Source organism: Dyadobacter chenhuakuii, assembly GCF_023821985.2.
In the GTDB taxonomy this organism is placed as follows: Bacteria; Bacteroidota; Bacteroidia; order Cytophagales; family Spirosomataceae; genus Dyadobacter; species Dyadobacter chenhuakuii.
The window spans coordinates 5,931,201-5,949,604 of sequence record NZ_CP098805.1 but is presented as its reverse complement, the minus strand read 5'-3'; the positions used below and the strand labels follow the sequence as shown (position 1 = coordinate 5,949,604).

At 46.1% G+C, this 18,404-nt stretch carries 13 protein-coding genes; 5 read left to right on the top strand and 8 right to left on the bottom strand.

Annotated elements, in window-relative coordinates; genetic code table 11:
* Positions 1-7 precede the first annotated feature (7 nt).
* Entirely contained in the window at positions 8-640 is a 633-nt protein-coding gene (locus tag NFI80_RS24945) for a LysM peptidoglycan-binding domain-containing protein (RefSeq protein ID WP_233796931.1), read from the top strand.
* Between the two features lie 93 nt (positions 641-733).
* Here NFI80_RS24945 and NFI80_RS24940 read toward each other — a convergent pair whose 3' ends face one another.
* Both NFI80_RS24940 and NFI80_RS24935 read right to left on the bottom strand, forming a co-directional pair.
* Positions 734-3,607, bottom strand: a complete 2,874-nt coding sequence (locus tag NFI80_RS24940) for a TonB-dependent receptor domain-containing protein (RefSeq protein WP_235164191.1) — start codon at positions 3,605-3,607, stop codon at positions 734-736.
* Positions 3,608-3,742: 135 nt separating this feature from the next.
* The gene (locus tag NFI80_RS24935) at positions 3,743-7,357 is read right to left on the bottom strand and encodes a PAS domain S-box protein (RefSeq protein ID WP_235164190.1); all 3,615 of its coding nucleotides are present in this window, start codon (positions 7,355-7,357) and stop codon (positions 3,743-3,745) included.
* 81 nt (positions 7,358-7,438) lie between these two features.
* On the opposite strand from NFI80_RS24935, the gene rsmA reads away from it, so the two are divergent.
* Together rsmA and mgtE are read left to right on the top strand one after the other, a co-directional pair.
* Positions 7,439-8,245 carry a 16S rRNA (adenine(1518)-N(6)/adenine(1519)-N(6))-dimethyltransferase RsmA gene (gene rsmA, locus NFI80_RS24930; protein ID WP_235164189.1) on the top strand — a complete coding sequence of 269 codons (807 nt, stop codon included), beginning with the start codon at positions 7,439-7,441 and terminating at the stop codon, positions 8,243-8,245.
* Between the two features lie 68 nt (positions 8,246-8,313).
* The gene (gene mgtE, locus NFI80_RS24925; RefSeq protein WP_233796935.1) at positions 8,314-9,666 is read left to right on the top strand and encodes a magnesium transporter; all 1,353 of its coding nucleotides are present in this window, start codon (positions 8,314-8,316) and stop codon (positions 9,664-9,666) included.
* On the opposite strand, the gene NFI80_RS24920 is transcribed toward mgtE, so the two are convergent.
* From NFI80_RS24920 to NFI80_RS24910, 3 genes are read right to left on the bottom strand one after another with little or no spacing between them, the layout of a single operon-like run.
* Positions 9,663-11,126 carry an L-serine ammonia-lyase gene (locus tag NFI80_RS24920; protein ID WP_235164188.1) on the bottom strand — a complete coding sequence of 488 codons (1,464 nt, stop codon included), beginning with the start codon at positions 11,124-11,126 and terminating at the stop codon, positions 9,663-9,665. The two genes, mgtE and NFI80_RS24920, sit on opposite strands and share 4 nt — an antisense overlap.
* Positions 11,123-11,296: a hypothetical protein gene (locus NFI80_RS24915; protein WP_235164187.1), complete on the bottom strand. Its 174-nt coding sequence runs from the start codon at positions 11,294-11,296 to the stop codon at positions 11,123-11,125. The genes NFI80_RS24920 and NFI80_RS24915 overlap by 4 nt, the downstream gene beginning before the upstream one ends.
* A 23-nt stretch (positions 11,297-11,319) precedes the next feature.
* Positions 11,320-11,802 carry a DUF6934 family protein gene (locus NFI80_RS24910; protein WP_235164186.1) on the bottom strand — a complete coding sequence of 161 codons (483 nt, stop codon included), beginning with the start codon at positions 11,800-11,802 and terminating at the stop codon, positions 11,320-11,322.
* Between the two features lie 80 nt (positions 11,803-11,882).
* On the opposite strand from NFI80_RS24910, the gene dtd reads away from it, so the two are divergent.
* Both dtd and NFI80_RS24900 read left to right on the top strand, forming a co-directional pair.
* Positions 11,883-12,335, top strand: coding sequence for a D-aminoacyl-tRNA deacylase (dtd, locus tag NFI80_RS24905; RefSeq protein ID WP_235164185.1), 453 nt, complete (start codon positions 11,883-11,885; stop codon positions 12,333-12,335).
* 87 nt (positions 12,336-12,422) lie between these two features.
* A complete protein-coding gene (locus tag NFI80_RS24900; RefSeq protein ID WP_235164184.1) occupies positions 12,423-12,752 on the top strand; it encodes a nucleotide pyrophosphohydrolase in 330 nt (109 codons plus the stop codon).
* Between the two features lie 95 nt (positions 12,753-12,847).
* On the opposite strand, the gene odhB is transcribed toward NFI80_RS24900, so the two are convergent.
* From odhB to NFI80_RS24885, 3 genes are all read right to left on the bottom strand, one after another.
* Positions 12,848-14,482 (bottom strand): 2-oxoglutarate dehydrogenase complex dihydrolipoyllysine-residue succinyltransferase, encoded by a 1,635-nt coding sequence (gene odhB, locus NFI80_RS24895; protein WP_235164183.1) that lies wholly within the window; start codon positions 14,480-14,482, stop codon positions 12,848-12,850.
* 50 nt (positions 14,483-14,532) lie between these two features.
* Positions 14,533-17,295 carry a 2-oxoglutarate dehydrogenase E1 component gene (locus NFI80_RS24890; protein WP_235164182.1) on the bottom strand — a complete coding sequence of 921 codons (2,763 nt, stop codon included), beginning with the start codon at positions 17,293-17,295 and terminating at the stop codon, positions 14,533-14,535.
* 112 nt (positions 17,296-17,407) lie between these two features.
* A complete protein-coding gene (locus tag NFI80_RS24885) occupies positions 17,408-18,331 on the bottom strand; it encodes a PorP/SprF family type IX secretion system membrane protein (protein ID WP_235164181.1) in 924 nt (307 codons plus the stop codon).
* Positions 18,332-18,404 lie beyond the last annotated feature (73 nt).

The following is an 18,404-nucleotide window of genomic DNA, read 5'->3' as shown; positions in this document are numbered from 1 at the left end:
ACCGGCTATGGAAGACGAATTCCCGAAGAAAAGAAATGTCCGTCCGACCGAAAAGTCCAACCTTCCTATTGTTACCCTGTTTGTGTTGGTTCTTTTGGTATTAGCAATGTTGTACGTGGGGTATGAATACATTTCCGACAGTTCCTCGAATTCCGAAGAGCTTACTTCGGTCGTTGTGGACTCAACGCTTGAAGAACCCAGTGTAGGCGAGCCGATAACCGACGAGCCCGCCGAAGCATTAGAAACACCGGCCTCGGAAAAGCCGTCGGCAGCGAAAGACCAACCGAAAGAGACTCCAAAAGAAACGACGCCTGCGATTTCGGCGTCCTCAGTTGGTGGAGAGCAAATTACGCATACAGTGAAAGGCGGTGAAACTTTTTCAAGCATTGCATCGCGCTACAATTTGAAAACGGAAACATTAAAGGGACTGAATGCTTCCACTCCCGAGTTGAAGTCGGACGTTACCAAGCTCAAAATTCAAGTTCAGGCCGTGCATACTGTGGGCCCGGGCGATGTTTTGAGGGTAGTCGCAGGCAAATATGGCGTAACCAAGGAAGCAATCATGAAAGCGAATGGTAGAACCAGAGATTTCTCCGAAAGAGGTGAAAAACTCATCATTCCTTTTCCGTCCAGAAAATAGATTCTGAAAATAAAGACATATAAAAGCGCCCGGGACGACTCTTCGTTCCGGGCGCTTTTTTGGCATTGATATTTGATTTAAGCACTTTCCAGCTCAAAAACCACCTCTTCCTCCTCTTCCACCACCAGGCATATCACCGCTTTCAAAATCTCTGCGGCGGTTGTTTTGCGGAGCCGGCGCTTTTCCGAAGTTTCTCAGCGTGTAAGTGAAAGTCAGCATTGCATATTGGGTCAAAACGCGATTGGTAACATCCTGCACGTAGGTTTCCGTTACGTTCCGGGTAATGCTGTTGTTTTGTTTCAAGATGTCAAAAACCGTTAGTTTCAGTTCGCCGGCATTGTTTTTCAGGAATTTCTTCCCAATGCTGGCATTCCACAATGTGAAGTTTCGGTTATAACCTTCTCCCAAACCCCGGTACGACTGGTTGCTCACATCACTTTGCACGACAAACCCTTTTCCAAAAATCCAGTTCACACGTCCGGTAATGCCCTGCGTATAATAATTATTGTTCAAGTTCGGCTGGATCGTATTGCGGACCATATTGTAGTTTCCTGAATAAGAAACTGTGAAATCGAGGTTCTCGCTGACATTGCTGCTGACAACTAAACCCTGCGAAACCGCGTAGGTGTTGGAGTAATTGGAAATGTTGTTGATCAAGCCAGGGGAACGCACATAGTTGAAGCCGGTAGTCAGGTTTACATTCAGTTTTAATGGCGCAATTGGCTTTCCATAAGCGAGAAAAGTTCGTGCATTCCAGCTTCCGTCCACATTCACAGGCTTTGTAAATTTCGCTCCGCGTTCCAGAATAATTCCGTCGACGATTTTGGTTGGCTCCTGCGCAATCAATGTTGAGTTTACAATTGCGTTATTGGTTTGGGTTACAAAAACCATTGCATTCAGGTTGTACGGACGCTCTGCGCCGGCCAGCGAATAGCGAATATTAAAACTGTTGCGATATTCCTGTTTCAGATCCGGGTTTCCAGCGGTTAAGGCGAGCGGGTTACTATTATCGATCACATTCTGCAACTGGGAAATCGATGGCTGGTTTGTTGAACTTCTGAAAAATGTACGGAACTGCGTGCCGGTTTTCGATCTGTAACTCAACATGAAATTGGGCAGCAGATTGGTAAATGACTGATCCACTTTGGCATTAACAGGCGCCAATTGCTGACTGTACAAGCCGGTATTTTGGAAATCCAGCCCAAAGTTCGCTGACCAGCTGTTTTTGCGATAACGATAGCCGATTCCTGCCCGGTTGGTCACGTAACGATTGTCAAATGTATTGGAAAGCAGCGAATCAAGATCCGAATAAGTGTTTTCATCGAAACTCATGTTGTAAGTTTCTTTTTTCGAATCGCTGTTGCTCACCGTCAGACCGTAGTTAAACTGTAACTGGCTGTTTTTCCCGATAGGCTCGGTGTAGATCAGGTTTCCGCCTAATGTCAGGCCGTTGGAATAGGTATAACTTTCCTGATCCAGTGTATCCCCTCTTGCCGCCAGGCCCAGACTGTCGAAAAACATGGTTTTGGAATACAGATTACCGAGTCCGTTGCGATCATTCAGCTGCGTGTTCAGATTCACAGAAAGAGTCCGGCCCTTCTTTTCAAATGAATGGCGAAACAAAACGTCATTATTGAAGTTGTACGCATTGGTTGCATTACGCTGGCTGTTATCCAGGCTGTTGATCCGCAGGCCGTTCAGTGTGTTAAGTCCGGCCTTTGTGCTAGCTGAATTGTTGTCCTGAAAGCTCAATCGCGGTGTAACGATCAGCGAGTTGTTCTTATTAATGTTGTATTCAATTCTAAAATTAAGTCTATGGTTTGCGTTGGTGTTGTTCGTACGGCTGTTTTCATTGTAAATCTGATCCGTAGAATCCGTATCACCAGGCAAAATGAAGCGTTGCTGCATGCTCTGCAAATTGCTGTTACCCGTGCGGTTGAAAAAATAGCTTCCGGTAACATCCACTTTTTTCCCAAACTTGTTGGCATAGTTCAATCCGAAAGAATTTGTTCCGGTAATCCCGCTTTGGTTACCAACCAGGAAATTACCCGCAGAGCCGCCTCCCGAACCGCCTCTTCCCCCGCCCCCTCCACCGGAAACACCGATCAGATCCTGGCTTGAAAAGTTTTGCATATTAATGTTATTGCTCAGCCCAATCACCGATATACGCTGATCGCCTTTGAAAAAACTCACATTTCCGCCCGCCTGATAACGGTTATCGAGCCCATACCCAGCGAAAACCTTACCAAACTGGCCCATTTTGCGATCGGCTTTGGTGACGATGTTGATGGTTTTTTGGCCGTTACCATCGTCGAATCCTGTGAATTGCGCCTGATCGCTCAGTTTGTCGAAAACTTCGATCTTATCGACGATCTCGGCAGGAAGCGATTTCAATGTTAGTGCAGCATCTTCCCCAAAAAATGGCTTACCATCCACCAAAACCCTGTTAACTGTCTCACCATTAGCCGTTACCGTTCCGTTAGCTACCGTTATTCCGGGCATTTTCTGGATGAGGTCTTCGGAAGTTGCGTCAGGGTTTGTTTTATAGGCAGCAGCATTGAACTGGGTCGTGTCGCCTTTTTGCTGCACCGCAGTAACTTGCCCTACGACCTTGATTTCCTTCAAATTGGCAACGGCTTCGCTTAACTGAAATGTGCCGACATCCTGCGTATCATCCTGCACTGTGACTGTGCGGGAAGCATCTTTATAACTCAGATAGGAAACCTTCACCAGGTAAGCAGCTTGCTTGGCGAGACCACTGAATGAAAACTTACCGTCTATATCGGTCGTTACATACTCGGGTTTCGCATCGGGCAGGTTCCTGCTTACTGCAACATATGCGCCCACAACCGGCTCGTTGGTAACACTGTCTTTCACCACGCCGGTGATCCGGCCGGTTGGGTCTTGTGCAAATGCTGAGAGGGAAAATAGTATCAGCAGCGAGAGTAGGGATGCGAATTTTTTCATGGTTTCTGTAAAGGTTAATTGCATTTTAGAGCCTCCTTTTTGATTATAGTTTAATCAGACTCAGCAATAAACCCCTACAATCGATAAAACCACCACACTTATAGATCAACGCCGGGATTTACCCGACGAGAAAATTCACTTTAACCAGTCCTTTAAAAGCCCTTCATACGCATCCAGGAATTTTTGATACGCTTTTTCCAGCTTTGGAAGCGCCTCGCCGAGGGTGCTCGTATCATCCGATTTCAACCGCCATTCCGCGTCTCGCGCTATCTCAGCAACCTGTGCCACGCCCACAGTTCCGCCGCTTCCTTTTAATGTATGCAAATTACTTTTCACCGTTTTAATGTCCCCACTGGCATATGCCTCCAAAGCACCCGCAACCAGCTCGTTGGATTCTGTAACAAAATCTTCAAACACAGACCATACGAGATCCGGGCCGCCAATGCCGTTCAGCTGATCGATGATTTCTTTGTCCAAGACCGGCAACACCACTTCCTGGGCAATTTCGCGCTGTTTTGATTCCAGTTTGCGGCTCTCCACATTACTCAGCAAATCTTTCACTTTGAGGATCAATGTTTGCGCGCGAATGGGTTTAGCAATGTAATCGTCCATGCCCTGGCTCATAAACCGGTCACGGTCCTCCTTCATGGAATAGGCTGTCATGGCCACAATCGGCGGCATAGTGTCCGGGAAACGCTTTTTCAACTCCTGGGAAGTCTCCACGCCATCCATATCGGGCATTTGGATATCCATGAATATAATGTCGTAACTCACATCCGAAACTTTCCTTTTCGCTTCCACCATTTCAATCGCCTTAAACCCGCTCTCTGCCAGATCCACGTAGCAACCCGATTTTTTCAGGATTTCGTTCGCTACTTTCCGGTTTACCGCATTGTCGTCCACCAGCAGAATGGTCGGATGATAGTCTGTGAAAACATTCTCAATCGGCGTTTCCTCCATCTGCACAATGGTGCTGGCCTGCGCGATGGAAGTTTCTTTTGTTTCAAATGTAAACCAGAATGTGCTCCCCTCTCCTACGGTCGATTCCACACCAATTTCCCCATGCATTAACTCGCACAGCTGCTTGGAAATGGCCAATCCGAGACCCGTTCCGCCAAAAGATTTACGGGAAGAGTTATCGAGCTGTGTAAATGAGGTGAACAGGATCTGCCGGTCCATCGGACTGATCCCTATGCCCGAATCCTGAACCTCAACTTTTATTTTATGAAACAATCCGTCCTTCTTAACCAATGTCAGGAACACAGTAACTGCCCCGTGTTCGGTGAACTTCAATGCATTGGAAGTCAGGTTCGACAAGATCTGCAATAATCTGGTTTGATCCGCAATGATGAACTTCGGAATGTCGGGGGCAATGTGATAGGTGAGCGTATTTCCTTTACTCTTAGCAGTTTGTCCGAAAAGCGAAACCAATTTCAGCAACAACTCTTCCGTCGCGATCGGCGCCTCGTGCAATTCCATCTTTCCGGCCTCGATTTTGGAAAGATCCAGAATGTCATTCAGAATGTTCAGTAATGTTTCCGATGAGCGCTTGATTGTCAGCACGTAATCCTTTTGCTCCACATTCAGCGGAGTCTCGCCCAGTAAATCGATCATTCCGATCACACCATTCATCGGCGTCCGGATTTCGTGGCTCATATTGGCCAAAAACCCTTCTTTCACCTTTAATGACCGCTCTGCATGTTCTTTCGCTTTCAGTAATTCCTGCTCGTTACGCTTCAATTCGGTAATGTCACGCGCCAGCACAGCAATTTCGGTTGGCTTGCCTTTGTCGTTGGTAAACATCAGCATGTTAATCATGAACTGCCTTTCGGTGCCGTCTTTGCGGTAAAGCGAGATCTCGAAGTTGCGAAGGCTCTTGCTCCGCCTCAACCGGATCAATGCTGAATGTATCCGTTTTTTATCTGGAAAAAATTCAAGGATCTTGTGTCCGATCACTTCACCCGGCAAGTAACCGAGCCTTTTCAACACAGATTGGCTGATCATGGTAATTTCACCCAGGCGGTTAATCCGACAATAAATGTCTTGCAGATTTTCAAAAATCCCCCGAAAAAGCTCTTCACTATGCCGCAGTGAGAGCTCAGCCTCTTTACGCCGTGTAATGTCGCGTGCGATGCCCGAAACCTCCTCAATTACGCCATCCGCATAATGAATGGGGTTAAGGTAAAATTCGAGCCACATTTCGCCATCGCCTTTCCGGTCTATTTTAAATTCAAAATATTGCGGCTCGCCTTTTAAAGCCTGCCTGTATTTTGTTTCCAGCGTCCTGCGATTGCTGTTACCCACCATTCGCCAGCCGAACTTCTCCGCACTGGACTGCAATGAAGGCCTTATACCAAGCTGATTCTGAATAAGATCTGCGTAATTCCTGTTGAATGAAGTTAGCTGCAAAGATTTGTTAACCGACCAGATCAGGTGAGAACTGCTGTCAAAAATCGCGTTCAGGCGTGCCAGATATTTACTCAGTTCTTCTTCATTCTGTTTCCGCGCAATTGCCATCGCAACCTGCCCTGAAATAAATTCCAGTAACTCCAAATCCCTCGCATCGAACATGTTAGGATCATCATAGGATTTTACACCAATGATCCCCGTTACGCGGTCGCCTACGCGCAAGGGCACGCACAGGAGCAATTTTGGCGTTACGCCGTATAGGTGCAAACTGTTTGTTTTAGCCAGTTCTTCGACTTTTTCACCAGACAGAAACAGCGGCTTGTTAGACGCAATCGCATATTCCGTCAAACCATTACCCAGCTTTCTTTTTGTAAATTTTACATTCCCTTTAAAATATTGATCGATATAATAGGGGAAATAAATGTAGCTCTTGCTTGGATCGTAAAGTGCGATGAAAAAGTTTTTTACGTCAATGATCTTACCAAGTTCTTCATGAATGCTGTGGTAAAAATCGTCCAGATTCTGTGTGTTAACAGTCCAGTTGGCGATGCTATAATACAGGTTCTGCGCCTTTTCAGCCCTTATTTTTTCAGTATAATCATTTAAAATGCAGCGGAAAGCAGTTGGTTTACCATTATCAAAACGGCAATTGACACTTCCTGCCACAAAGACCTTTTTGCCCTCCCTACTGAGGAAAACCGTTTCAAAATTTGGATTGGAATAGCCTTGCTCGATCAGTTTCAGCTGCGCCAGTGCCTGCTCTTTATGCTGCGGATGCAGAATGTCTTCCATCCGCATGGACGCAATTTCGTCGAGCCCATAACCCAGCACTTCGCGCCAGGCTTTGTTTACAAATATAAATTTCCCGTCGATCGCAACCAGCTGGATCAGATCGCTGGTGTTATCCACCAAATCCTGCAACTGCGAGTTGGATTTGGCAATGGATGATTCCATTCTACGCCGGCGGGTGATGTCATCACCAACCAATGTCACACATTCCACCTCGTCGTGCTCGCTGTGCATGAGCACGCTGTTGATCGAAAACGTCCTTAATGTTCCTTTCTGAGCTAAAAATGGCACTTCTCTCTGTTCCAATTTTCGCTTTCCCTGAATGCCTTCTTCCAGCATCTGCCGGATTTCATGTTCTTCTTCCTTGGGAATGAGTCTGTCAAAAATGCTGTGTCCCACCAGGTCCGACTCCTGCCAGCCTGTTTTCATCAAAGCATGCGCACTGATATTACGGATGATAAAGTCCGGAGAAAAGGTAATTCCTATCAGGTTGAGATGCTGAAGTGTAGCGTGTATAGTCTGCCAATCGGTCTGGGACAAGATCAATTCCATAGTAAGTTGATAATCGCACTTTTAAGATTCCTTCCTATTCTTTATTCGATAAATCTACGAATTAAGCCGTAATTTTGGTTCGTGAAAACAAATTATAAAAAGCGCGACGATTCCAAAGTAAGGGCCAAAAAGCATTTGGGCCAGCACTTTCTGAAAGACTTAAATATTGCTCAGCGGATCGTTGACGGACTGTCCGGACATAACGGTTACAGCACGGTTTTAGAGATTGGCCCCGGGATGGGCGTCCTCACCCAGTTTCTGATCACAAAAGATGCATTCAGCACACACGTGATTGAAATCGACACCGAATCTGTTGCCTATTTGAAGAAATATTACGAAGACCTCACGCCCAGGATCATCGAAGGCGACTTTCTGAAATTCAATCCGGCCGATTACTTTTCAGAGCCTTTCGCCATCATTGGCAACTTTCCCTACAACATTTCCTCTCAGATTTTTTTCCGTGCATTACAAATCCGCGATCAGATCCCCGAGATCGTTTGTATGCTGCAAAAAGAAGTGGCTATGCGCATTGCATCGCCTCCGGGAAATAAGGATTATGGTATATTAAGCGTTCTATTGCAGGCATTTTATAATATAGATTACCTGGTTTCAGTGCCTCCTGGTGCATTTGATCCGCCTCCCAAAGTGCAGTCCGGCGTGATCCGTTTGCGTAGGAATGCGGTCGCAGCATTGGATTGTGATGAAAAAATGTTTTTCAGAGTTGTGAAAACGGCTTTTAATCAAAGAAGAAAAACACTTCGCAATGCATTGAAACCCATCGGTGAATTTCCTGAAAATCCACTGCTGACCAAACGGGCGGAGCAGCTGAGCGTGGCGCAGTTCGTGGAGCTGACCAGACTTGCCCAGGATTTGCAGCCGCAAATCTGAAAATGCCTTTTGATAGTATATAATGTAGCTAGGAGCCATTCTGCTAATTGCTAAAAGCTAAGTGACCAATGACGTTTGAATTAACCAAAGATTACGTAGAGCACATTCTGGAACTGATTGAAAAACAGGATTCTGCTTCCATCAGAAGGGAAACGGAGAGCCTTTTTCCGGCAGATATCACCGGTCTTTTGTCAGAGCTGGAAACAGAGAGTGCCAAATTCCTGATCACGCAGCTGAATGTGGAACGCGGGGCGGAAATCCTGGCGGATATGGATCCGAATGAACGTCGTGAGTTTTTGAAAGCATTCACGTCAGAGGAAATCTCTCATTTTGTCAATCTTTTCGATTCTGATGATGCGGTGGATTTGCTGAACGAGCAGCCTATCCGTGTTCGCGAAGAAGTGATTGCCTTGCTGGAAGACCGCGAACAAGCGCGTTTTATCCTCGATCTGCTGCACTATGACGAAGATGTGGCCGGTGGTTTGATGCAGAAAGAGTTGGTAAAAGCCAATGTCAATTGGAATGTAAACCAATGTATTGAAGAGCTCCGTAAGCAAGCAGAGGATGTTGGGAAAGTGTATGCGGTTTACGTTGTGGATGATTTTGGCAAACTGCTAGGCCTTCTTTCACTGAAAAAAATCGTTCTGGCACATAAAAATACGCGCATTGAAAGTCTGTATGACAAAGATGTGATTTTCGTGGAAACTTACCGCCCGGCCGAAGAAGTAGCGGAGCTCATGCAGCGTTACGACCTTGACGCACTGCCTGTTGTGAATGTGCAGGGAAAACTTTTGGGCCGGATCACCATTGATGACGTGATCGACGTGATCACAGAGCAAGCCAGCTCGGACACATTGGCGATGGCGGGTATTACGGGCGATGTGGAAGAGGACGATACGATCTGGCAGCAGACCAAAGCACGTTTACCGTGGCTCTTGGTGGGCATGATGGGCGGGATCCTGGCCGCAAAGTTTATCAGTTTTTTTGAAGGAGATTTGAAAATTATCCCTGCTATGGCCGCATTCATTCCTATTATCGGATCCACCGGCGGGAATGTGGGCATTCAAACCTCTTCTATTATTCTTCAAAGTCTGGCTGATAAAACCGGCTTGGACACAACGGTTGGGCAGCGACTGATCAGAATGTTTGCCGTTGCATTTATCAATGGCATTATCATCAGCACCATTGTTTTCGGCTTTAATCTTTTGATTGGCAACGATATACAATTAGCATTGGTCGTTTCGGCAGCATTAATGTCCGTCGTTTTCCTCGCCTCGTTTATGGGAACCATGACGCCGATTTTACTTGAAAAAATAGGCATTAACCCCGCAGTAGCATCCGGTCCCTTCATCACCACAGCCAACGACCTCATCGGCTATGGCGTATATTTCGGGCTGGCACATTTGCTGCTGAATCTTTAACATTCACTCAAACTAATCGGGATATTCACCGCTAACCCGCCTTCCGAAGTCTCTTTATAGCGATTATTCATATCCAGTGCCGTTTCCCACATGGTATGCACCACATTGTCCAGCGAAACTTTTGCATTGTCCGGGTTACTTTGCAATGCCAGCTGACAAGCCGTAATCGCCTTAATCGCTCCCATTGTATTCCGCTCGATGCAGGGAATCTGCACCAAACCGCCCACAGGATCGCAAGTAAGGCCCAGATGATGCTCCATCGCAATTTCAGCAGCCATCAAACATTGTTCAACCGTGCCACCGGAAACCTGCGCCAATCCAGCAGCAGCCATAGCCGAAGAAACGCCAATTTCAGCCTGACAACCGCCCATAGCTGCCGAAAGTGTGGCTCCTTTTTTAAAAATACTCCCAATCTCACCGGCTGTCAGTAAAAACCGAAACACATCTTCCTCCGTCCCTCCGCAAAAAGTAAGATGATACTGAATCACCGCCGGAATCACTCCTGCCGACCCGTTTGTTGGCGCAGTAACAACCCTGCTATATGATGCATTTTCTTCATTAACTGCTAAGGCAAAGCAACTTACCCAATCCAATGTATAGCTAAACCCCGCACCGCTCCGGCGGATCGCGTCCATCCAGTCGTCACAGCCAGCGCAGACAAAGTCTTTCAATAGCTTCTCGTTTAATGCTGCCGCCCGCCGCTGCACATTCAAACCACCCGGCAAAACACCGTTCGTCTGGCAACCATGAAAAATGCTTTGCTGCATCACGTGCCAGATATTCATTAAATCGTTTCTGACCAGCTTTTCGTCTTTCCAAACTTTTTCATTTTCTAAAACAATCTCCCAAATCGGCTTTTGTGAAGCATGATGCCATTTCAGTAAGTCCGCAGCCTGGTCGATTGGGTAAGGAAGATCCACGCATGGCTTCACCTCGTCCCCGGCCTTGCCCTCCTGAATCACGAAACCGCCACCTACCGAGTAGTATGATTCTTCAATCAAGCCTTTGGTTCCGCAGTTTGCAATGAATGTGAGGCCATTGGGATGAAATGGAAGTGTCTCGTTCTTATGGAAGATGATGTTCTTTTTAGGAGAGAAAACCACCTGTAAGTCACCGGGGAGCACTATGCATTCCTTTGAGGCAATTTCAGCCAGGATCTCATCAATATGTTCCGTCTTCACCGTAACCGGATCATAACCGCTCAGACCCAGGATCACCGCAATATCCGTCCCATGCCCCTTACCCGTTTTCGCCAGTGAACCATAAAGATGAATGTTAACCGCCCGCACCTCGTCCAAGGCATCCTTCGCCTGAACAGCCTGCAAAAATTGCTGAGCCGCCCGCCAGGGCCCAATCGTATGCGAACTGGAAGGCCCAATCCCAATCTTAAAAATATCAAAAACGGATATGCGTTCCTCTTTCATTTTGGAAGTATGGCTCTCTATCTCAAAAGAGATCATTTGGAAGGAGAATTCAAAAGCTTGCCTTTTCGCACTGGAAGGCTGGTCTTAGATAATGTGGCTTTTGCAATTGCGGTTTTGGCAGGAAACAGATCTTTATCTTCCAACCTATCGAGACTGGCATCATAGGAACCTTCCGTATTGCTTTCAGAGACCGATCTGACTTTCATAGTTGATTTCATCTTGGGTAAAGTTATAACAATTTCAAAATGAGGAATGATTCATAATTTACATTTTTCAGAAATGGCAGCCATTGCTCTTGCCGGAAGCCATATATTTCAAAATGTAAAGCTAAGTGGTCATAGTGGCTGCTGATTATGATTTGATATAATCTTGTTCTTGATGGTGTACTGCCTGTCAGGAAAATTCGCACTTCCGGATTTCTCTTCAAAAAGTGCTCCATAACTGCAATAACGGTTGCCAGGACTTTTTCCATATCCCCGTTATCTGTAACAACCTGATCATCTAATGTATCGAACTCCTCAGAATAATCTCCGAAACCCAGGTTATAAACGTTGTCGTCAATAAGCCTGAATTGGACAACTTTCTTAATTCGGCCACGCTTTCCAAGGCTAATAAATGAAAATGTATTCTTCTTACCTCCGTATTTAAATACGTAATGCTGATGATTAATGTATCGTGATAATGTGTGTTTCCTTTCAACAAAACCGAACAAATAAAACGAGTTCGTGCTGCAATGTACAATCGTTCGTTCAAGTGCGCTAACTTTGCTGCATTCTTAAATACTTAATACAAATGATCGCAGTAGTCCAGCGCGTAAGCAGCGCTTCTGTTACAATTGAAGGGAAAGTTGAAGGGGAAATACAAAAGGGCTTTCTGGTTTTATTGGGCATTACACATCTTGATAGTCAGGAAGATATTGAGTGGTTGGGCAGGAAAATTGTTGGTCTGCGCGTGTTTGGAGATAGTGATGATAAGATGAACCTTGACCTCAAAGCTGTGGACGGGGACATTCTGCTGATCAGCCAGTTCACGCTGCATGCGAGCACAAAAAAGGGAAACCGGCCCTCCTTCATCGAAGCAGCCAAGCCCGAAATAGCAACCCCACTTTACGAAGGAATGATCACCTTCCTGGAAAAAGAATTAGAAAAACCCATCCAACGCGGAATCTTCGGTGCCGATATGAAAGTTGCATTGCTCAATGACGGGCCAGTAACCATCATCATAGATTCAAAAAACAGGATTTGAGATAAAAGGCAATCTCCCATCACATCGTCAGAATCAAATATCATATCACTCAAACATTCACTCATTCAAAATTCACTCATTAACCCCATGACCATCCAAGAAGCCCAAGCCCAAGTTGACAACTGGATCAAAACCTATGGCGTCCGTTATTTTTCTGAATTGACTAATATGGCGATCCTGACGGAAGAAGTAGGAGAACTTGCCCGCATTATGGCCAGGACATATGGAGATCAGTCCTTCAAGAAATCGGATTTGGGCAAAGACCTGGGCGATGAAATGGCGGATGTAATGTGGGTGCTGATATGCCTTGCTAATCAAACAGGCATTAACCTGACCGAGGCTTTTGAAAAAAACATGGCGAAGAAAACGGAACGGGATAAGGACCGGCATAAGAATAATGAGAAGTTAATTAACTAAATATGCTTGTAATGTTGATTCTCAATTTCTTCTGAAAACAAAAAGAGAGCCCAGTTGCCCAGGCTCTCTTCGTCATTTATAATGCAATGCTTGAATTACATATCCAGTAATAATCTCATTGGATCTTCCAGAAGCTGCTTCACGCGAACCAGGAAGCTTACAGAATCTTTACCGTCAATGGTGCGGTGGTCATAAGAAAGTGCCACGTACATAATAGGACGGATAACGATCTGACCGTCCACCACAACTGCGCGTTCAACAATGTTGTGCATTCCCAGAATCGCTGATTGCGGTGCATTGATGATCGGTGTTGAAAGCATCGAACCGAATGTTCCTCCGTTGGTGATCGTGAATGTTCCACCGGACATTTCATCCAGTCCAAGTTTTCCATCCCGGGCGCGAACGGCCAAGCGAACGATTTCTTTTTCAACTGCTGCGAATGACAATGTTTCAGCATTGCGGATCACAGGCACAACCAAGCCGCGAGGCGTAGAAACTGCCACCGAAATGTCTGCATAATCATTGTAAACCAGCTCATCGCCGTCCATATAGGCATTAATAACCGGGAAGTCTTTCAACGCAACGGTTACTGCTTTCACAAAGAATGACATAAAGCCTAAACCAACTTCATGCTTCTCTTTGAATTTATCTTTGAATTTCGAACGTACGTCCATAACCGGCTTCATATCCACCTCGTTGAACGTGGTAAGCATGGCCGTTTCATTTTTCACAGCAACCAATCTGCGTGCGATCGTCTTACGCAGTGAAGACATTTTCTCACGACGCTGACCTCTTGCTCCGGCTGGCGCTGCAGCAGGTGCGGCAGGTTTCGGAGCAGCTGATTGTGACGGTGCAGGAGTTTCAGCGGGTTTGCTGCCTGCTTTTAATGCATCGTCTTTCATAATGCGTCCGCCTGATCCTGAACCATTCACGTCTTTCGGATCGATTCCTCTTTCAGCTAAAATTTTCGCAGCAACAGGTGATGCGTGTTTTTCGCTATATGCTTTATCTGATCCGCCTGTCTCCGCGGCTGGTGCAGCGGCTTGTTGAGAAGATCCTGCGGATGCCTGTGCTCCGCCGGCTCCCGGCTCGATGGTGCAGATGATCGCACCAATGGACAATGTTTCACCTTCTTTTCCAACAATCCGCAACGTTCCTGCTGCTTCTGCCGGTAATTCAAATGTTGCTTTATCCGATTCCAGTTCGCATAGGATCTCGTCAACTTCTACGTGATCACCGTCTTTTTTGCTCCATGAAGCAATGGTAACCTCCGTAATAGACTCTCCTACTGCCGGAACTTTCATTTCATATGTTTTACCACCTCCGGCAGGAGCGGCAGCAGCTTGTGCTGGCGCAACAGCGGCGGGTTCACCTGCTTTGTCTTCAATTTTATCGGCAGCCGGTTGCTCAGCAGCGGACGCAGCTGGTGCAGCGGCATTGGCAGCAGGGGCAGCTTCCTGTTTCGGAGCAGTATCTTTCGATGCACCGTTCGCGGCTGAATCGATGGTTGCAATCAGGTCGCCAATGTTCAGCGTATCGCCTTCCTGCGCTTTAATGTGCAGGGTGCCTTCTGCTTCTGCTGTCAGTTCAAATGTCGCTTTATCCGAATCAAGTCCACAAATGACCTCATCCATTTTCACAAAATCGCCATCATTTTTGAACCAATTCCCTATTGTAACCTCTGTAATGGACTCGCCAACGGGCGGTACTTTTATCTCAATTTCAGCCATTTTATGTGCAATCTTGTTATCGAACTAAGTGTCTAAATTTTATAGGAATATCATTCAAAAGCTCTGCTAATAATCTCTGCCTGCTCTTTCGCGTGTATTTTCGAGAAACCGGTCGAAGGAGAAGCGCTTGATTCGCGGGCGATTACCTGCAATGGATTTGCGCCTTTGTACATTCTCAGCATGAATGTCCAGCCACCCATATTGAAAGGTTCTTCCTGCACCCAATATACTTTTGCATTGGTATATTGTGCCAAATGTGCATCAATCTGCGTCTGCGGGAACGGATGCATTTGTTCAAGACGGATAATAGCAACATCGTCGCGCTTGTCTGTCTGCTGTTTTTCGTAAAGCTCATAATAAAGCTTTCCTGTGCACAGCAACACTTTTTTCACCTTTTTCGGATCTGCAAAAGTGTCTCCTATCGTTTCCTGGAACGAGCCGTTGACCAGGCTTTCGATCGGCGAAACGCACAGTGGATGTCTCAGCATCGATTTTGGCGACATTACTACCAAAGGCTTGCGGAACGGGAATTTCAACTGCCTGCGCATCAGGTGGAAGAAGTTTGCAGGCGTTGTTACGTTTGCTACAATCAGGTTGTAATTAGCAGAAAGCTGCAAATAACGCTCCGGCCTTGCATTGGAGTGCTCCGGTCCCTGGCCTTCATATCCATGAGGCAGCAGCATTACCAACCCTGTCCAGCGATCCCATTTCGTTTCACTTGAAGTAACAAACTGGTCGATGATCACCTGCGTACCATTTGCAAAGTCACCAAACTGTGCTTCCCAGATCACCAATGCATTAGGGTTTGCCATGGAATAACCAAATTCAAAACCTAAAACGCCGTATTCTGATAGCAGCGAGTTATAGATCATGAACGGCCCCTGACCTTCCTGAATATGCTGTAAACTATTGTAAGCTGCATTCGTTTCCACGTCCCTAAGCACCGCATGACGGTGAGAGAATGTTCCGCGCTGCACATCCTGGCCGCTTAATCTGACAATGTTCCCTTCAGTAAGAATCGAACCGTAAGCAAGCAATTCGGCTGTTGCCCAGTTTACTTCTTTTTTATCAAAAATCATTTGCTCACGATCTTTGAGCAACTTATCGATCTGTTTCAGACGGCTGAAATTCTCAGGCGTGCTGATTAATGCTTTCCCGATTTTTTCCAATGTTTCCAATGGAACACCGGTTTCAGGCGATTTTTCAAAATCCTCCGGCCTCGATTTGCGCAATGTGTGCCATTCCTGTTCCAGTTTCGGCATGATATATGGCAATGCTTTTTGCTTTACCATATCCAAACGCTCCTGCAAAAGCTGCTTGAACTCTTTGTCCATGTTAGCTGCCAGCTGCGCGTCTATATCGCCGCGATCTGAGAGCGTTTTTTGATAAATCTCCCGTGGATTCTGGTGATTCTCAATGGATTTATAAAGAACCGGCTGCGTAAATTTCGGTTCGTCCGCCTCGTTGTGACCATGACGACGATAGCAAACCATATCAATGAAAATGTCCTTATTAAAGGTCTGACGATACTCCACAGCCAGTCGCATACAAAATACAACTGCCTCAGGATCATCCCCATTTACGTGTAAAACAGGCGCATCCACAATCTTTGCAATGTCTGTACAGTAAATGCTGGACCTTGCGTCAATGAAGTCTGTTGTAAAACCAACCTGGTTATTGATCACAAAGTGAATGGTCCCACCTGTGTAGTAGCCATTTAAGGCAGACATTTGGGTCACTTCATAGACAATCCCCTGACCGGCAACCGCTGCATCACCATGAATCAGAACCGGCAGAACGCGGTCGTAATCACTGTCGTACATGCCGTCGGCACGTGCCCGGATATAACCTTCAACAACCGGGTTAACCGCTTCAAGGTGAGAAGGGTTAGGCGCCAGTTTCAAGTGTACTTTTTCACCATTCTTGGTTGTGATCTGGCTTGCAAAACCCATGTGGTATTTCACGTCGCCGTCTCCCCAGACCTGGTCCGGCAAGTTACCTTCAAACTCGTTGAAGATCTGCCCGTAAGTTTTCTGCATCACGTTGGCAAGCACGTTCAGACGGCCACGGTGTGCCATCCCAATCATCACTTCTACAACGCCCATTTCAGCAGCCTTGTTGATCATCGCGTCCAATGCAGGGATGGTAGTTTCGCCACCTTCCAGAGAAAAACGCTTTTGACCTAAATATTTTGTGTGAAGGAAATTCTCAAAAACAACCGCCTCGTTCAGCTTTGAAAGAATATGTTTTTTCTCATCAATCGAGAAACTCATATTCAATGCTTCCTTCTCAATTTTCTTGCGCAACCAGCTTTTTTGCTCGCGGTCACGGATGTATAAATATTCGAAACCAATGTTTCTTGTATAAATCGTTTTAAGCGAATCGACGATTTCACGCAGTGATGCCGGACGACCGAAAAGCTCAACGCCTGCTTCAAAAACCGTGTCCAAATCTTCATTCCCAAGATTAAAATCAGCGATATCTAACTGAGGCTGACGATCCTTGCGTTTTTGAATGGGGTTGGTAGTTGCCAGTAAGTGGCCTCTTGACCGGAATCCACGGATTAGGTGAACAACTTCCATTTCCTTGCGGATACGGGAGGGATCGGTTTTCGAAATTGTGGCTGCTTCCTTGCCATTAGCAGCGCCGTTCGCATGGCCGTTGCCGTTGACAGGATACTTTTGTGAGAAGTCAAAGCCTTCAAAAAATTTCTGCCAGCCTTCGTCTACTGAAGCTGGATTCTGCTTATAGGAATTGTACAATTCCTCTATGTAAGCGCCGTCGGAATTTGCTATATATGTGTATTTATCCATCACAAAAGTGAGTATTTCATTTACCGCACAAAGGTACGAGACTTATTAAAACATTACGAATAAATTATCCTTTTAACTTAGGCCAAAAACGATCTCTGACCGTCCAGCCGCACTAGTTTTTCTGAAACCCGTTCGGACTCGGTACAAATTTCAGCATAAGTTCATGTATGCCTTTCGGGCCGGAATAGTTGGCGTAAAGTTGCTCAACCTGGCGCGTGCTGTAAAAATATCCCAATCTGATATTCTTTCCTGCCTGCACTTCTGCCGAGATCTGCAAATAATCCACTTTCTGCGAAAATGACTGATATCCGCCCCCAATCCGGTATGACGCCCCTATGCCGACTTTTTCATTAAACCAAAACCTGCTACCCAGGTCGAAACGCAATGCATGGTCCTTCTCCTGGACAAACAGAACGTGCGGCAATATCATCAGATCATCATTTAAATAGTAACTGCCACCAGCCATTATATATAAGGGACGACGATAAACGCTGGTTATTGCCTGATTGCCGAAATTCTGTGTCAACAGTTCCGGTTTTGATATCCCGAAATACAGACGATCCGAACGCAGCCATGCCCCGATTCCGAAACTTCCAAGCACCGTATTATTCCTGGGAGAGCTCAAATCCACAACCGGAAGCACATTAATTCCCCCCTGCGCACCAAGCCCGAGCTTCCAATTATCCGAAATACCGAGATGATAGGCGAACGAGCCGGAAAAGCCCGTGGTAGTGAAAAAACTCGTCTGGTCATTCAATGCCATAAAGCCTATTCCAAACTTGCCATTGGCAACGGTCCCGTCTGCGGTGAATGTCTGACTGGATGGCGAGTTTTGAATGTTAAACCATTTTCTGCGGAACATTGCCGTCATATTGAAAGTCTCCCGCACACCTGTAAAGCCGGGGTTAATGGTCATCGGGCTTTGCACATATTGTTCGTAAAGGACTTCTCTTTGCGCCAAAAGAGGCTGGAAACTTGCGGCTGCCAACAGCAAAAGGCAAACATTTAATCTGATCCGAAAAAGTTGTGTGTTCATGAGATTCATTTAAATCAATTACTAACTAAAAATGGCAAGAGAAGTTATCCCTTGCCACCAATAAGAACCGTGA

What these genes read in the sequence shown, in the direction of transcription:
- odhB (WP_235164183.1), bottom strand. Translation starts at nt 14,482, where the DNA reads ATGGCTGAAATTGAGATAAAAGTACCGCCCGTTGGCGAGTCCATTACA.
- NFI80_RS24915 (WP_235164187.1), bottom strand. Translation starts at nt 11,296, where the DNA reads ATGAAAGTCAGATCGGTCTCTGAAAGCAATACGGAAGGTTCCTATGAT.
- NFI80_RS24935 (WP_235164190.1), bottom strand. Translation starts at nt 7,357, where the DNA reads ATGGAATTGATCTTGTCCCAGACCGATTGGCAGACTATACACGCTACA.
- NFI80_RS24900 (WP_235164184.1), top strand. Translation starts at nt 12,423, where the DNA reads ATGACCATCCAAGAAGCCCAAGCCCAAGTTGACAACTGGATCAAAACC.
- NFI80_RS24945 (WP_233796931.1), top strand. Translation starts at nt 8, where the DNA reads ATGGAAGACGAATTCCCGAAGAAAAGAAATGTCCGTCCGACCGAAAAG.
- mgtE (WP_233796935.1), top strand. Translation starts at nt 8,314, where the DNA reads ATGACGTTTGAATTAACCAAAGATTACGTAGAGCACATTCTGGAACTG.
- NFI80_RS24885 (WP_235164181.1), bottom strand. Translation starts at nt 18,331, where the DNA reads ATGAACACACAACTTTTTCGGATCAGATTAAATGTTTGCCTTTTGCTG.
- NFI80_RS24940 (WP_235164191.1), bottom strand. Translation starts at nt 3,607, where the DNA reads ATGAAAAAATTCGCATCCCTACTCTCGCTGCTGATACTATTTTCCCTC.
- NFI80_RS24920 (WP_235164188.1), bottom strand. Translation starts at nt 11,126, where the DNA reads ATGATCTCTTTTGAGATAGAGAGCCATACTTCCAAAATGAAAGAGGAA.
- NFI80_RS24890 (WP_235164182.1), bottom strand. Translation starts at nt 17,295, where the DNA reads ATGGATAAATACACATATATAGCAAATTCCGACGGCGCTTACATAGAG.
- dtd (WP_235164185.1), top strand. Translation starts at nt 11,883, where the DNA reads ATGATCGCAGTAGTCCAGCGCGTAAGCAGCGCTTCTGTTACAATTGAA.